Here is a 15,865-nt window from a genome sequence, read left to right on the forward strand (position 1 = left end):
TTCTATTATACCAGTATAAAGAAGAAAAAGAAGGCCGTCAAGCCTTCTTTTGAATTACTATTCTTCTACTTGGTCTTCTATAAATTGACTATTGTAGAGGTCGGCATAGAAACCACCTTGAGCCATGAGTTCCTCATGATTGCCTTGCTCGATGATATTTCCATCTTTCATGACCAGAATCAAGTCAGCATTGCGGATCGTTGACAAGCGATGGGCAATAACAAAGGATGTGCGTCCCTCCATCAAACGGTCCATAGCCTTTTGAATCAACTCCTCCGTACGAGTATCGACTGAGGATGTTGCTTCGTCCAAAATCAAGAGCGGAGCATCCTTGAGCAGAGCACGAGCAATGGTCAAGAGTTGTTTCTGCCCGACTGACAAGGTCACTGTATCATCCAAAACAGTATCGTATCCATCAGGTAAGGTTGTGATAAAGTGGTGGATCCCTACTGCTTTGGCTGCTTCAATCATTCGTTCATCACTAATCCCTGTTTGGTTGTAGATAAGATTATCACGAATGGTTCCTTCAAAGAGCCAAGTATCCTGCAAGACCATTGAGAAGGCATCGTGTACTTCTGAACGTTTCATAGACTTGGTATCCACACCATCAATGCGAATGCTTCCCTTATCAATCTCATAGAACTTCATCAAGAGATTAACAATGGTCGTCTTCCCAGCTCCAGTTGGTCCAACAATGGCAATCTTTTGCCCTGCATGAGCTGTCGCAGAAAAGTCATGAATGATGGTTCGCTCAGGTGTGTAACCAAAGGAAACTTGATCAAAGACTACTTCACCCTTCATACCAGACAATTGTGTTTCCTTATGAGATTCGTCTTCCATCTCAGCTTCTCCTAGAAACTCAAAAACACGAGTCATAGCTGCACTAGCCTGTTGCAAGCTGGTAATCCCTTGAGCAATTTGTGATAAGGGTTGTGAGAAGGTACGAACATAAACCATAAAAGCTACGATAATCCCAATACTGATATGGCCTTCAAGAGCCAAGGCAGCACCGACGATAACAACCAAAACATAACTAAAGTTTCCGACAAAGAACATAGCGGGCATCATGATCCCTGAAATAAACTGAGATTTCCAGATACTATCATGTAGGTCTTGATTCAATCCTGCGAATGTTTCTTTAGTGGTATCCACAGCATTATAGCTGGTCACCACATTGTGGCCAGAGTACATTTCTTCCACATAGCCGTTTACAGCTGCTAGGTTGTTTTGTTGGGCTTTAAAGTAACCCTGTGACTTAGCCATAATCACTGAAACCGCAGCAAAACCTACAAGGGTTGAAACAACTGTTACCAATGCCAAAATCCAGTTCATGCCGAACATGGTAATCAAAACAGCGATTAGCAAGAAGCTAGCTGAAAGAACTGTCCCAAGGCTTTGGTTAAGAGACTGAGCTGCTGTATCAACGTCATTAGTCACACGAGAAAGGGTGTCCCCTTGAGAATGACGGTCAAAATAAGCAAGTGGCAAGCGATTGATTTTCTCAGCAATAGCTGTCCGCAAACGTTTTGAGAAATGTTGGATACTAGTTGAAAAAATGTAGGCTTGCGTATAGTTCAGGATAATCCCAAGCACATAGAGGATAACCAAAAAGCTAGCAATACTTGAGACAGCCTCTAGGTCAATCTCTGTCATTAACCCATCTGAAATCAAATTGGTAATTTCTTTGATCTTAGTTGGTCCATAAACCGTTATAATACTTGAACATATAGCCGCCACAACTGCGATTAGTAGGGGAAGTTGGAGACCTGCTAGAAAAGGTCTACACTGTTTCCATAAGGACATTTTCTTATTTTCCATGTTCCAATTCCTCCTTCGATAGTTGTGAATAGGCAATTTCTTGGTAAACTTCATTGCTTGCAAGAAGTTCCTTGTGGGTGCCTTGTCCCACGACTTTACCTTGATCCAAGACTAAGATTAGGTCTGCATCCATAATGGTTGAAATGCGTTGGGCAACGATTAACTTGGTCATGGATTGTGTTTTTTCAGCTAATACTTGACGCAAGATACGATCGGTCTTATAGTCCAAGGCTGAGAATGAATCATCAAAAATGAGAATCTCTGGTTTACGAGCCAAGGCGCGTGCAATGGCCAAACGTTGTCTCTGTCCACCTGAGAAATTGGTCCCACCTTGAGCCACTTCTGAGTCAAGACCTGCTTCCTTATCCTCGATAAAGTTTTTAGACTGGGCCAATTCCAGAGCTTGCCACATGGCCGTCTCACTTAGTGGCCTTTCTTGACTCTTACCAAAGTCGAGATTGCCCTTAACATCTCCAGAAAAGAGCACAGCTTTTTGAGGGATATAGCCAACTTTATTACGCAAGTCTTCTAAGTCATAATCTTGCACATTGACGCCGTCCACCAAGATTTCTCCATCTGACACATCGTAAAAACGAGGTAAGAGATTCACAAGCGTCGATTTACCAGAACCAGTTGAGCCGATAAAGGCAATGGTTTGCCCTGCTTCTGCCTTGAAGCTGACATGTTCCACTACTGCTTCTGAGTTTTTAGAGTAGCGGAAGGTTACGTCGCGGTATTCCACTTGACCAATTACAGAAGAGTTTGCTGTCTGTGGGTGACTAGGATTTTCAATAGTGGAATGAAGGTCCAAGACTTGATTGATACGACCTGCAGAAACCAAGGTACGAGGCAAGACGATAAAGAGAGCACCCATGAGTAAGAAGCCCATTACCACTTGCATAGCATAGGACATGAAGACCACCATATCGCTAAAGAGGGGTAGACGCTCTGTCAAGCTAGCGTCGTTGATAAGATAAGCACCAATCCAGTAAATGGCAAGGACCAAGCCACTAGAAATCGCCATCATAATAGGATTCATAATGGCCATTAAGCGACTGACAAAGAGATTGAGTCGTGTGACTTCATCATTGGCTTCTTCAAATTTCTTATCTTGGTAATCCTCAGCATTGTAAGCACGAACAACCCGAATCCCAGTCAAACTTTCACGGGTGATGCTATTGAGTTTATCTGTCAATTTTTGGATGACAGATTGTTTAGGAAAGGCCAAAGTCATCAAGACAGTTGTCATCAGAACATTGACAATGACTGCCACCACTACTGCCCAAATCCAGTACTCTGACTTGCCAAGAATTTTCCCAATAGCCCAGAATGCCATGATTGGTCCGCGAGTGACTACCTGAAGTCCCATGGTAAAGAGCATCTGAATCTGCGTGATATCATTAGTCGTCCGAGTCAATAGACTGGGAATTGAAAAACGTTTAATTTCTGTCTGGGAGTAATCCAAAACACGATTAAAAATATCGCTTCGTAGATGAGCCGTATAGGATGCTGCAACTCGAGCGGCAAAAAATCCAACTGTTACAGATGATAGGAAGGCTAAGAATGACAAACCCATCATCTTAGTTGCTGGCGGCCAAAGGTCTCCCAACTCCGTACCTGGCGTTCCGAGTAATTCTGTTATTTTTGAAACGTAAGTCGGTACTTCTAACTCTAGATAGACCGAGCAACAGGTAAAGAGAACAGTTATTAGAATCATGCCCCACTCTTTTCCTGTGATACGCTTAGCGAGTTTCTTCATTCTTACCTCCTATTTTTTCTACATTTGCTTGTAGTTGGCCCATGACTTCTTCAAAAATAGCGAGATTCTCTTTGGAAATGCCATCAAGCAAACTACGGTTCATTCGATCAAAGAATGATTTGATTTGTTTCATCTGAGAGCGTGATTTTTCGGTCAAATGAACAAATTTCGCCCGTTTATCACTTGGACTCACCTCCAACTCTACCAAACCATTTTGCACCATACGCTTGACCAAATTACTAGCAACTGACTTGGTAATCTTGAATTCTTGTTCAATATCCTTGATGAGTGTTAATTCTTGTTCATGCTCACGACGATCTAAAAAACGAATGACCTGCCCTTGCGGACCACCCATAAATTCAATACCACAACGCTTGGCTTCCTTTTGTACCATCAGATGTAACTGGTGACCAAAACGTTTAAAGACCAACATCGGTTTATCCATGCTATCTCCCTTCTAAATAAAAATAGTTCTCTTGAGAACAATTAAGTTTCCATGAGAACTATTTTATCATTTTCAGAAAAGATGTCAAGAAAAAAGTTTCTATGGGAACTATCTCGGTATAAATTGACATCAGCTCTTATTTTATCTATAATAAACACTATCTCACACGAACACAAATCCAGTTTACTAGAAATGAGTCATTCACAAATGAAGCAAAAAGAACAGAAAATCTTAGGAATCCTTGCCATCATCTTTGGAACCCTGGCCCTTCTTGGTTCTTGGATACCTATTGTAAACATCCTATCATTTTTCCTTGCCATTGCCTCTTTGATTTTAGGAATTTTTGGCATTGTCCTCAATCTCAGAAACCGTAAAACATTGGCTATTATTGGAACAACCTTAGGTGTTATTTCCATTGTCATTGTTTTGATAACTCAAGTTCTATCTACTAATATCTTTACTGACCTTGCCAGAACCTTTAGTCACCCCTATAGAAACATCACTTTTTCAACTAATGCTGGGGAGTATGATGAACTTCCTGATAGTAGTACAGCTGAGGAAGATGACGAAGAGGATACCGAATTCTTCACTTGGAGTCAGGAACAGTTCGATGCCTTGGTAGAAGGGGACACTTCTGATAGCGGGAAGGGAGGCAGCAACTACAAAGATATTATCAGGAAACACGGAATCCCAGATTCAGAAACAGATTCAATTATGGGAGACTATGAAATAAAAAGAATCACCTATCTCTCCATCAGTTCAGATCCTAAGACAGTTGTGCTCACCTTCGTAAAACAAGAAAATGGCCAGTTTCTTCTGATCCGTAAATTCGCCATCGGACTAGATCGCAAAGAACAATTTGATTCTGGAGTGAAAATTTAACATAACTAAAAAGGTGCTGGGAATAGCAATCGGTAGACCAAGTCTCGATCTCTAAATCCCAGCACCACGATATTTCCACAATCCATTGGATTATGGACGATTATAGATAACTAATAACGTTTTGGGCAAAAGAGATTTTTGTCTCTTTCTTGCCCCTTTTGTCATCACAAGATAAACAAACCTCTTGAAAATATTGAATTTTCAAAGGGGTTATTTTTATTCTTAGAATCCGTCTACGTTTGTGTAGATTTTTTGTACGTCTTCGTCGTCTTCAAGGACTCCGTAGAGTTTTTCAAATGTTTCCAAATCTTCACCTGACAACTCAACTTCTGATTGAGGAATCATTTCCAATTCAGTTACTTGGAATTCTTCAATACCAGACTCACGCAAAGCAACGATAGCCTTGTGAAGGTCAGTTGGTGCAGTGTAGACAGTGATTGTTCCTTCTTCTGCTTCTACATCATCTACATCAACATCTGCTTCAAGCAAGAGTTCAAAAATAGCATCAGCATCGTCACCTGCAAATACGATAACACCCTTGTTGTCAAAGAGATAAGATACAGAACCTGAAGCTCCCATATTTCCGCCGTTTTTACCAAAGGCAGCACGCACGTTGGCAGCTGTACGGTTAACGTTTGAAGTCAAAGTATCAACGATCAACATAGAACCATTTGGTCCGAAACCTTCGTAACGACCTTCTGTAAAGGTTTCGTCTGTGTTTCCTTTTGCTTTATCGATAGCCTTATCAATAACGTGTTTTGGCACTTGCGCTTGTTTGGCACGATCGATAACGAATTTCAAAGCAGTGTTTAGTTCTGGATCTGGTTCACCTTTTTTAGCTGCTACATAGATTTCTACACCAAACTTTGCATATACTTTAGAGTTAGCTCCATCTTTAGCTGTTTTCTTAGCTACGATATTGGCCCATTTACGTCCCATTAGGAATCTCCTTTTTTCACATTTTAATCTTTCTTATTATAACACAAGTCTACCTGATTTTCACTAGAGGAAATGGATTTTTCTTTTGTAAATCAAGCTAGGATTTCCCACCAGCAACCAAGATTTTCTTGCCTTCTTTGATCCATGGATGTTTGGAAAGTGAGAAGTAAAGTTGAGCAGTCATAACTAGCCAGAGAAGGGGCTCACATAGAATCACACCTGTATAGCCTGTCCAAGGAATAATCCAAGCCACAAACACGATTTTCCCAAATAACTCGATAAAGCTAGATACGAGAGGTAGGAACTTTTGACCTAGCCCTTGTAAGCTATTTCTATAGATCAATAAAAGACTCAAAAATGGATAGAATACAGAACTGATGCGTAGGTATAAAGTCCCATTTTCAATCAAGTAGCCGTCTGTCGAACTTGCCAGGAAAGAAACTAGAGTAGGACTTGCAAAAAATAGGAAAATACAGGCAAAGCTCGCCCAAGCCATACTGATATAACTCCCTAGTCGAAGACCGTGAACAATACGTTCTGGACGTTTTGCCCCAAAGTTTTGAGAGATAAATGTGGTCATAGAGGCTGAAATAGCCGTCATTGGCAATAAGGCAAAGGCCATGATTCGGCGTGCTGCCGTCTGAGCACTGATAATGACTGCTCCAAAACTATTGACTGAGGATTGCAAAATAACACTTCCGACAGAGACGATTGAACCCATCAAGCCCATAGCTAGCCCCTGCTCCAAGAGATCGACATAGAGATCCTTATTCCACCTGAAATGTTTAAGTTCTGGAAGAAGATCTGGAACACTTTTTCGGATATAGAAATAACAGAGAATAGCGGACAAACCTTGCGAGATGATGGTTGCAAGACCAGCAGATTGAACACCTAACTGCAGTTGTGTAATAAAATACAAATCTAGAATGACGTTAACAATGGCTGAAAAGACAAGAAAGGCAAGCGCCGCAAGGCTATCACCAATCGAGCGTAGTAATCCTGCAAAGAGATTATAAGCAAAGCTAACTCCCACACAACTGACAATCATTGAGATGTATTCATAAGACTGGGGGAGAATCTCTGTAGGAGTTTCCAGATATTGGAGAAGTGGATAGAGGCCGAAAAAGCCTATCGTCATAACAATCACACTTAAAAGGGCTCCTAAGATCCAAGTGGCTGCGACAGCTTCTTTAATCTTCGAAAAGTTACGGGCTCCATAATAGCGGGCAATCACCACTCCCATTCCATTGCCAACTCCGAGAGCAAAACCGATAATCAAGTCAAAGATAGCCGTTGTTGCCCCAACAGCCGCCAAAGAGTCTGGCCCTAGAAAACGTCCAACAATCAAAATATCAGCCGTATTATAAAGTTGCTGAAAAATATTGGACAGTAAAATCGGGAATGCGAAACTAAGTAGCGCGGGAAGGATGGGACCATAAATCAAGTCCACCGTTGATTTTTTATTCATAAGGCTTATTATATCAGCTTTCTAGTAGGGGAACAAGAGAGTTTGGATAAGAAAGCGTTGCCTATATACAGACAATCTGGTATAATCATAACAGAAAAGGAGGTTAGGTATGACCTTAACCAGCCAATTAATTACAGATGTATTCCCAGATCTTGAAAAAGTTGACCAATTAAACAAGGAAGCTTTTCCTGAAGAAGAAAGGGTACCTTTGGATGAATTTTTACGTTACCAAGATAGGGATGACGCTCACTTTTTCGCTTTTTATAACGAGGAAGAATTTGTTGGCTTCGCTTTTGCTATTGCCAATCAAAAAGCATTCTACATCAGCTTTTTTGCTATTATGCCCCATCTCCGCAGTCATGGCTACGGGAGAGAAATTATTGAAAAACTGATTGATTTTTACCAGCGTACCATGATTCTTGAAGTTGAACGTTTGGATGAGGAATGCGATAACCTCGAACAGCGAAAAGCTCGCATGAGCTTCTATCAACAAAATGGCTTCAAAACAGCCAATGCTTTTTTGGAGTACGAAGGTCTTAGTTTTGAGATTCTATATCGTGGCGACCACTTTGATGAAGAAGCCTACCGTGATATCTTCCAAAAATTACAAGAAGAAAATTACTTTGACTTCCACATCGAGTACCGTCGCTTTAGTGAACACTAGTCTGGATAGCAACCTTGAGTCTCCATTAAAGATTTGTAATTTTCTCTGTAACCAATATACAATCACCTGTCGCAGGTGATTTTTTGTGATTCCGAAATAAGATGAAAATTTGACAAAACTTTCCCCAGCACATCATAAATAAGGCTGAAACAATTTTGTCCCAGCCTTATCATGATTTATCTTATAAAGATGCACTAAGTTTACGCTTCTGTTCCAGCTTCTGGCATAATAACCCATAGAATGATATAAGCAAGCACTCCTGAACCACCTAACAAAGTGAAGAGGATCCAAAGTGCACGAACCAGAGTAGGGTCAATATCAAAATAGTCGGCAAGACCTGCACAAACACCTGCAATTTTTTTATCTTGAACATTACGAACTAAACGTTTTTCCATAAGAATCTCCTTATACTAATTTTTCTTTTAATTTATTTTATCATCAAATCAAATCTTTTTTAATAGTCTTTCTACTTTTTATCAGAAGATGCTAGTTTTAGCAAACTATATACTCTCATTGTTTCAGTTCTTTATACTCTTCGAAAATCAAATTCAAACCACGTCAGCTTCGCCTTGTCGTACTCAAGTACAGCCTGCGGATCGCTTCCTAGTTTGCTCTTTGATTTTCATTGAGTATTAGTCCACGATAACAGAAAAAGTGGGGATCCCTCCACCACTTTTACTTTTTAATCTTCAATTTCGATTTCAAGATCATCGCCAAGGTCAAGAGTCACTTCTTGATTAGCTACTTCTGATTCCACAGGTGCAACTTTTTCATCGGCCACTGCATCATCTTCAATCAAGCCAAACTTGACACGAACTTGGTGGTCAATCTCGTCAAAAATTTCTGGGTGATCCGCCAAGTATTTCTTAGCATTTTCAGAACCTTGTCCGATCTTTTCGTCTTTATAAGAGTACCATGCTCCTGCTTTCTTGATGATGTCAAGATCACTTGCAATCTTCAAAAGCTCACCAGTTCTTGAAATCCCTTCACCATACATGATTTCAACAAAGGCTTCTTTAAATGGTGGAGCTACCTTGTTTTTAACAACCTTAATCTTGGTTTCCTTACCTACGCTCGTATCTTTTTGGTCACCAGTTCCCTTGATTTGTGTGCTTCCACGAACATCCAAACGGACAGAAGCGTAAAATTTAAGAGCACGTCCACCAGGAGTTGTTTCTGGATTACCAAACATAACCCCTACTTTTTCACGCAATTGGTTGATGAAGATAGCAATTGTCTTTGTCTTGTTAATAGAAGCCCCGAGTTTACGCATAGCCTGGCTCATCATACGAGCTTGAAGACCAACGTGGCTATCTCCGATATCACCATCGATTTCCGCACGAGGCACAAGAGCTGCAACTGAGTCGATAACAACAAGGTCAACCGCACCTGAGTCAATCAATTTCCCAGCAATTTCAAGACCTTGCTCCCCTGAGTCTGGTTGTGACAAGAGCAATTCATCGATATTAACTCCAAGCGCTGCTGCATAGGCTGGATCAAGAGCGTGCTCTGCATCGATAAAGGCAGCAATTCCGCCTTCTTTTTGGGCTTGCGCTACCGCATGAAGGGCTACTGTTGTCTTACCTGATGACTCTGGTCCGTAGATTTCAATAATACGTCCCTTTGGATAACCACCTGATCCAAGAGCAATATCCAGAGCCAAAGATCCTGAACTCATCACTTGGACTTTTTGCTCTGCACGTTCACCCAAGCGCATGATTGATCCCTTACCAAAGTCTTTTTCAATTAATTTAAGGGCATCGTTCAAGGCTTTTTCACGATCAGCACCAAATTTTTTGCCAATTTCGTCTAATTTTTTTGTTGGTTTTTTCGCCATTTTGTTCTCCTATATTCTAATAGTCCTAAGACCTTCTTCTATTATAACAAATCTCCAGCACTTAATAAAGCTTTGCGAACTAGGTTAAAGGCATGTAGGACTGCAATTTCTCGCACATCTGCTCTACTTCTACCTGCGATATTTGCCTGGATAACTTCTGTACCCGAAGCTTGTGCCAAAGCGATAAAGACTGTACCTGCTGGATGTCCTTCTAGGCTGTCTGGTCCAGCCACTCCTGTCAAACTAATTCCAAAATCTGACTGGGTTTTGATGCGCGCCTGTTCAGCCATTTTTTCAGCAGTAAAAGCCGATACAACTCCATATTTTTCCAATTCAGCCTGTGGAATATCAAGCATTTTTGCTTTTTCTTCAAGGCTATAAGTCACAAAACCACCTTTAAAAATAGCAGATACACCTGAAAAATCTGCCAAAGTAGCTTGAAAAAGACCTGCAGTCAAGCTTTCTGCTGCGGTAATGGTTTTCTTTTGCTTTTTCAACTCTTCTACTACCAGGCTAGCCAAGCTGGTTTCTTCCCCATAGCCATAGCAAATTTCTCGAAGTAAAACACCCTCAAAGGTTTCTCTTTCAAGGATTTTTTGTTCTAGAGTATCTAGAACACGATCCGCTTCTTCTTGACTCTTAGCCTTGGTCGATATGCGAAGGGTCACTTCCCCAGTTTTAGCATAAGGTGCTAAGGTTGGATCTGTCTGCTGGTCAATTAAATCTGATAGAATGGTCACTAACTGGCTCTCGCCAATCCCAAAGAAACGCAGCACACGTGAATAGAGTTTAGAGCCCGTTGTCAATCTCGGAAGCAGCTCATTTAAGACCATAGGTTTCAATTCACTTGGAGGACCTGGTAGAACGACGTAGGTTAACCCAGCCACTTCAATCATGCCACCTACTGCTAGCCCTGTTTCGTTTGGTAATGGAGTTGAACCTTGAACAATTTGAGCCTGGCGTTCATTATTTGGAGTTCTAGCATAGTCTGGTCGGTGAGCAAAAAAGTCATCCAGCTTAGCCTGAGCCTGAGGATCAAAAGTCAAGTTACGTCCTAAAAATTGGGCTAAAGTTTGCTTGGTCAAATCATCTTCCGTTGGCCCCAAGCCACCTGTTAAAATAACTAGACTACTGCGATTCTGAGCAATTTCTAACAAGGATAAGAGACGAGCCTCGTTATCTCCTACGGCCGTCTGAAAATAGACATCTACACCGATTTCAGCCAACTTTTCAGACAAGAATTGCGCATTGGTATTGACAATCTGACCTGTCAAAATCTCTGTTCCAACAGCTATAATTTCTGCTTTCATTTTTTCCTCCTACTTACCTATTCGGATTTCTTTGAAAAAATCGCAGGATAATTCCTACGATTTGATGAATAGTTTCCTATTATTCTAATTCTTCTACTGCAACACTAGTAGATTGAGGCAACTGACCCTGACCATAAAGATTCTCATACAAGACTACATTAGTCTCCAAATTCGTAACCTCTGGTTGCCCGAGCGAACGGCGTAAAAGATTTTGCATCTCTAACATATGCTCAGATGTCACGATTTGGTAAGATGTCCCTTGAAGCATTGCGTCCTCTCCACGCAATTGTTGAGACTCAATATTTTTAAATGAATCTTGATAACCCATCAACTGAGGAATCGTTGTCGTTGTAATTTCGATATTTGTCTGCATATTATCGCTAAGAGCCTTCAGAATCTCTTGATAGTGACTCACACTATTCAAACTAAGAATCTTCTCGACAACTTTTTGAATCACTTCACGCTGGCGTTTTTGACGACCATAGTCTCCTTCTGGATCCTGATAACGCATACGTGAATAAACAAGGGCTTCTTCACCATTTAGCTTCTGTTCGCCAACACCGATAGAAATCGTATTAAATGGTTCCTGATCTTGGATAGAGATTGGGAAACCTAGAGTGTTGTTCACTGTAATACCACCCACAGCATCAACCATTCTTTGAAGTCCATGCATATTGACCATCACATAGCGGTCGATATGGATATTCATCATTTTTTGAATCGTTGAAATAGACAACTCTGCTCCACCATTGGCATAGGCAGCATTGAGTTTAGCCTCTATTACACTACCATCTGGCTGCTGGATTTGTGTGAGAATATCTCGCTCTAAACTCATCATGACTGTCTTCTTAGTTTTAGGATTCACCGTCACCAAGATCATTGAATCACTATTACCAGCCCATGGATCTGTACGTTCAACATTCCCTGTGTCCACGCCCATAAGTAAAATCGTCAGAGGTTCGGTCGCTTCAATGACCTTGGTTTCTTCACCGATTTTTTTATAGGTTTTAGCCAAAGTCTGTGTACTCTGTTGGTAGATCGTATAGGCATAAGCTCCCACACCAAGTACTGTCACAAGAACAAAGCCTAAAAACATTCCGATTATCTTTTTTGCCATACTTTTATTCATCTATCAGTTGACCCATCAGGTAAACATCTAGAAACTCTCCTCCTTCTATACAAGCACCACGTTCCTGTAATCCTTCTATGATAAAACCCATTTTTTCATACAGATGCACCGCAGCAAGATTTCTTTTTTGAACTGTCAATTGTAGACGTCGAATACTTCCACTTGATTTGGCCCATTCAATAGCTTCTTCCATCAGGACACTACCGAGACCATTTCCCCAGTAAGCTTTTTTTATTCCTAAAAAGACATCTCCAATATGACGGACTCGCGGACGTTGATCAGCTGTTATATTGATGATTCCTACTAACTCATCAGTCAAAAAAGCGAGTAGGGTAATTTGATTATCCGACTGGGCCTGCTTATCCAAAAAATGTTGCATCTCAGACCCACTCATTGCAATCCCGTTTTCATCCAGACTAGTAAAATTAGACTCTTGACCAATTTGATCTAAGAGAGCAATGACTTCTGAAGCATCCTGGGTTTCCGCTTCACGGATTAAAAGATCATACTCCATCCGTCAATCCTTTCAAAAGTTCTGTCGCCCTTTGACCGTGGGTATGAAAGATAACTTCACGGCCCTCATCATCTTTAAGGATTTCTAATTCTAGATAGTCAGCTGGAAGATCCTCACCCAATAGATGTCCCCACTCAATAACCGTTACACCTGAACCAAAAAGAAATTCGTCCAAATCGATAGAATCTGCATCCCCTTCGATACGATAAACATCCAAGTGATACAGGGGTAGACGTCCTTCATATTCTCGAACAATGGTATAGGTAGGACTCTTAATCATTTGATGAATGTCCAATCCTTTAGCTAGACCTTTTGTTAGTGTTGTTTTCCCAGCACCTAATTCACCAGTCAAAATCAATACATCATTTTTTTCTAACAAGTGCCCTAGCTTTTCCCCAAGTGCAATCAACTCATCTTCATTTTTTGTGTACATGTACTTATTATACCAAAAAGTTTTATTTTGTGATATTTCCATCAACAAAAAAAGGGGAGACTCCCCTCTTTTTTAGTTTTTGGTAACTTCTCAAAGTAACTTCCACTTTTCTGACCAAAGTGGAAATTAGTCTAAAACGGATTTCCACTGGTTTTTACGATTTTTATCAGACTAACTTCCACTTGGATTAGCTGTGGAACTTAGTTTGGGAATTTAGCTTTTTTTAGTTTTTGTCATTAGTTAAGAGCCATACTGATGTAGTTCAAGATAAACAAGGCATCCAAAATCCAAATCATGACATGCACATCTTTCACTTGACCTTTGACAACCTTCGTCAAAGTATAAGTTAAGAAACCAACGGCAATCCCTTGTGTGATTGAGTAGCTGAATCCCATAAAGATAGATGTGAAGAAAGCTGGAACAGCTTCAGCCATATCATCCCAAGGAATGTTTTTCAAGTTAGAGAGCATCATAATTCCAACGATGATCAAAATTGGTGCTGTTGCAGCTGTTGGAACAATTGCTAGAAGTGGGCTAAAGAAGCTTGATAGAGCAAAACAGATGGCAACAACCAAAGCTGTCAAACCAGTACGCCCACCAGCACCGATACCCGCTGCAGACTCAACATAAGTCGTAACGTTTGAAGTACCTGCAATGGCACCTACTGAAGTTGCAACCAAGTCAGAGTAAAGAGCCTTATCCAATTTAACTGATTCGTGGTTTTCACCACTTGTCGCAATGATACCAACTTTTTCACCAGTACCAATAAGAGTACCGATAGTATCAAAAATATCTGTCAATGAGAAAGCAAGAATGGCCATCAAGGTTTCTGGCAAACGAGAGGTGTTTGAAATCAGAGATCCCAATCCTTCTGAACCAAGAGCAGCACCAAATAAAGTTCCTAGGTCGTTAACTGCTGCTGAAAGATTGTTGCTAGCAAAATCGATTCCTGACAAATTAACAAGACCAACCGCAATAGCAAGGACTGTCGTTGTTAAGATAGAAAGGATGATACCGCCTTTGATCCCCTTAACAACGAAGAAGATAGTAATGGCAAGACCTGCAAGAGCTACCAAGACAGCTGGAGTGTTGAAGTCTACCAATCCTGGAACAGCTGCTGAGTTTGCAGTAAGTGCTGCTTGAGCCTTATCTGCTCCTTCACCTGCTACTGTATAAGTACCCGGGTCAATCGAGAATTTCAAGAGACCAGCATTCTTAATCCCAACATAAGCAAGGAAAACCCCAATACCAGCTGAAATCGCTGAACGAAGAGTTGTAGGAATAGACTCAATGATCATTTTACGAACTTTGGTCAATGTAATTATCAGTGAAATAACTCCACAAATAAAGACCATCCCAAGTGCTTCTTTCCAAGTATAGCCCATCCCAAATACGACGGTAAATGTGAAGAAGGCATTGAGTCCCATACCTGGAGCTTGCGCATATGGTAAGTTAGCATAGAAGGCCATCATCAAAGTCCCCACAACAGAACCAATGATTGTAGCCAAGAACACACCTTGAACAGGCATTCCTGTTTGTGAAAGCATTTGAGGGTTTACAAAGAGAATATAACTCATTGCAAAGAAAGTTGTTAAACCAGCAAGAACCTCTGTACGGACATCTGTCCCGTGCTCTTTTAGTTTAAATAGTTTGTCCATTTTTAATCTCCTTTGTCATTTTACGAACAATACTACCATTATATCACCAATCATTCATCTTTTCAAGATGTTTTTTCTAATTTTAAAAATTCTTATGAGATATTATTCTTCCTATTTTCGCTTATTATCAGCTTTTCTAGTCACTTTCTGATATAATAGAAAACATCTTATCTGAAACTAGATTCGGGAGGATTTTATGACTAAAAAAATGATTGCCGTCGATTTGGACGGAACCTTACTCAACTCTGAAAGCAAACTTTCTGATTTTACTATTGAAACGATTAAGAAAATCTCTAAAAAAGGCCACCAAGTTGTTATCGCAACTGGTCGCCCTTACCGTATGGCCAAAGATTTTTATGATCAACTTGAACTTGAAACCCCTATGATCAACTTCAACGGTTCACTCACTCATCTGCCAGGTAAGACTTGGAAACATGAAAAGTGTCTGACTGTGGACAAAAAATACCTCTTGGATATTGTGAAACGAAAAGAGGAGATTGAGGCAGACTTTATCGCAGGTGAATACCGTAAAAAGTTTTACATTACGGCTCCAGACAAAGAAATTGCCAACCCTAAATTATTTGGTGTTGAAAACTTTCTCCCTGAAAATCAATTCCAGTCTGATTTAGTGACCAAGGGGCCTAACTGTATTTTATTACAAACTAGGGCAGACGATAAATATGCACTGGCTGAAGAGATGAACAGCTTTTACAAGCACCAACTCAATATTAATACTTGGGGTGGTCCCTTAAATATCCTTGAATGTACTCCCAAAGGAGTTCACAAGGCCTTTGCCCTTGAATATCTTCTCAATGTCATGAATATGGACAAACAGAATTTGATTGCTTTTGGTGACGAACACAATGACCAAGAAATGCTTTCTTTTGCAGGTAAAGGCTATGCTATGAAAAACGCAAATCCTGCTCTGTTACCTTTCGCAGACGAGCAATTACCATTGACCAACGAAGAAGATGGCGTCGCTCACTTTTTACAGGAACGATTTCTTTAA

At 40.6% G+C, this 15,865-nt stretch carries 15 protein-coding genes; 3 read left to right on the forward strand and 12 right to left on the reverse strand.

Going from position 1 to position 15,865, the window contains the following annotated elements; translation table 11 throughout:
• Positions 1-57: 57 nt before the first annotated feature.
• The 3 genes from O3633_RS05400 to O3633_RS05410 are packed head-to-tail and all read right to left on the reverse strand — an operon-like array spanning position 58 to position 4,022.
• Complete coding sequence (locus O3633_RS05400; protein WP_371620655.1) at positions 58-1,818, reverse strand: ABC transporter ATP-binding protein; 1,761 nt, start codon at positions 1,816-1,818, stop codon at positions 58-60.
• The gene (locus O3633_RS05405) at positions 1,808-3,577 is read right to left on the reverse strand and encodes an ABC transporter ATP-binding protein (protein ID WP_371620656.1); all 1,770 of its coding nucleotides are present in this window, start codon (positions 3,575-3,577) and stop codon (positions 1,808-1,810) included. Before O3633_RS05405 ends, O3633_RS05400 begins: the two co-directional genes overlap by 11 nt.
• Positions 3,561-4,022: a MarR family winged helix-turn-helix transcriptional regulator gene (locus tag O3633_RS05410; RefSeq protein ID WP_371620657.1), complete on the reverse strand. Its 462-nt coding sequence runs from the start codon at positions 4,020-4,022 to the stop codon at positions 3,561-3,563. The genes O3633_RS05405 and O3633_RS05410 overlap by 17 nt, the downstream gene beginning before the upstream one ends.
• A gap of 207 nt (positions 4,023-4,229) precedes the next feature.
• Here O3633_RS05410 and O3633_RS05415 point away from each other — a divergent pair, with 207 nt between their 5' ends.
• The gene (locus O3633_RS05415; RefSeq protein ID WP_371620658.1) at positions 4,230-4,904 is read left to right on the forward strand and encodes a CD20-like domain-containing protein; all 675 of its coding nucleotides are present in this window, start codon (positions 4,230-4,232) and stop codon (positions 4,902-4,904) included.
• Between the two features lie 222 nt (positions 4,905-5,126).
• On the opposite strand, the gene O3633_RS05420 is transcribed toward O3633_RS05415, so the two are convergent.
• Positions 5,127-5,843: a YebC/PmpR family DNA-binding transcriptional regulator gene (locus O3633_RS05420; RefSeq protein ID WP_000532896.1), complete on the reverse strand. Its 717-nt coding sequence runs from the start codon at positions 5,841-5,843 to the stop codon at positions 5,127-5,129.
• Between the two features lie 97 nt (positions 5,844-5,940).
• Positions 5,941-7,311, reverse strand: a complete 1,371-nt coding sequence (locus O3633_RS05425) for an MATE family efflux transporter (protein ID WP_371620659.1) — start codon at positions 7,309-7,311, stop codon at positions 5,941-5,943.
• A 109-nt stretch (positions 7,312-7,420) separates the two neighbouring features.
• Between O3633_RS05425 and O3633_RS05430 the strand changes: the two genes are divergently transcribed.
• Complete coding sequence (locus O3633_RS05430) at positions 7,421-7,975, forward strand: GNAT family N-acetyltransferase (protein ID WP_371620660.1); 555 nt, start codon at positions 7,421-7,423, stop codon at positions 7,973-7,975.
• A 200-nt stretch (positions 7,976-8,175) separates the two neighbouring features.
• On the opposite strand, the gene O3633_RS05435 is transcribed toward O3633_RS05430, so the two are convergent.
• The 7 genes from O3633_RS05435 to O3633_RS05465 all read right to left on the reverse strand — a co-directional run bounded on the left by O3633_RS05435 (position 8,176) and on the right by O3633_RS05465 (position 14,856).
• On the reverse strand, positions 8,176-8,370 hold the full coding sequence (locus O3633_RS05435) for a PspC domain-containing protein (RefSeq protein WP_000415530.1): 195 nt from the start codon (positions 8,368-8,370) through the stop codon (positions 8,176-8,178).
• 287 nt (positions 8,371-8,657) lie between these two features.
• Entirely contained in the window at positions 8,658-9,812 is a 1,155-nt protein-coding gene (gene recA / locus O3633_RS05440) for a recombinase RecA (RefSeq protein WP_049502853.1), read from the reverse strand.
• A 41-nt stretch (positions 9,813-9,853) separates the two neighbouring features.
• Positions 9,854-11,122, reverse strand: a complete 1,269-nt coding sequence (locus O3633_RS05445; protein ID WP_371620661.1) for a competence/damage-inducible protein A — start codon at positions 11,120-11,122, stop codon at positions 9,854-9,856.
• A 79-nt stretch (positions 11,123-11,201) separates the two neighbouring features.
• Complete coding sequence (gene lytR / locus O3633_RS05450) at positions 11,202-12,239, reverse strand: glycopolymer--peptidoglycan transferase LytR (protein ID WP_049502894.1); 1,038 nt, start codon at positions 12,237-12,239, stop codon at positions 11,202-11,204.
• A 4-nt stretch (positions 12,240-12,243) separates the two neighbouring features.
• Positions 12,244-12,765 (reverse strand): GNAT family N-acetyltransferase, encoded by a 522-nt coding sequence (locus O3633_RS05455; protein ID WP_371620662.1) that lies wholly within the window; start codon positions 12,763-12,765, stop codon positions 12,244-12,246.
• Positions 12,755-13,198, reverse strand: a complete 444-nt coding sequence (gene tsaE, locus O3633_RS05460) for a tRNA (adenosine(37)-N6)-threonylcarbamoyltransferase complex ATPase subunit type 1 TsaE (RefSeq protein WP_371620663.1) — start codon at positions 13,196-13,198, stop codon at positions 12,755-12,757. Before tsaE ends, O3633_RS05455 begins: the two co-directional genes overlap by 11 nt.
• Before the next feature lie 236 nt (positions 13,199-13,434).
• A complete protein-coding gene (locus O3633_RS05465) occupies positions 13,435-14,856 on the reverse strand; it encodes an NCS2 family permease (protein ID WP_371620664.1) in 1,422 nt (473 codons plus the stop codon).
• A 196-nt stretch (positions 14,857-15,052) separates the two neighbouring features.
• Here O3633_RS05465 and O3633_RS05470 point away from each other — a divergent pair, with 196 nt between their 5' ends.
• Entirely contained in the window at positions 15,053-15,865 is an 813-nt protein-coding gene (locus O3633_RS05470) for a Cof-type HAD-IIB family hydrolase (RefSeq protein ID WP_371620665.1), read from the forward strand.

Source organism: Streptococcus sp. 27098_8_22, assembly GCF_041432415.1.
GTDB classification, from domain to species: Bacteria; Bacillota; Bacilli; order Lactobacillales; family Streptococcaceae; genus Streptococcus; species Streptococcus pseudopneumoniae_M.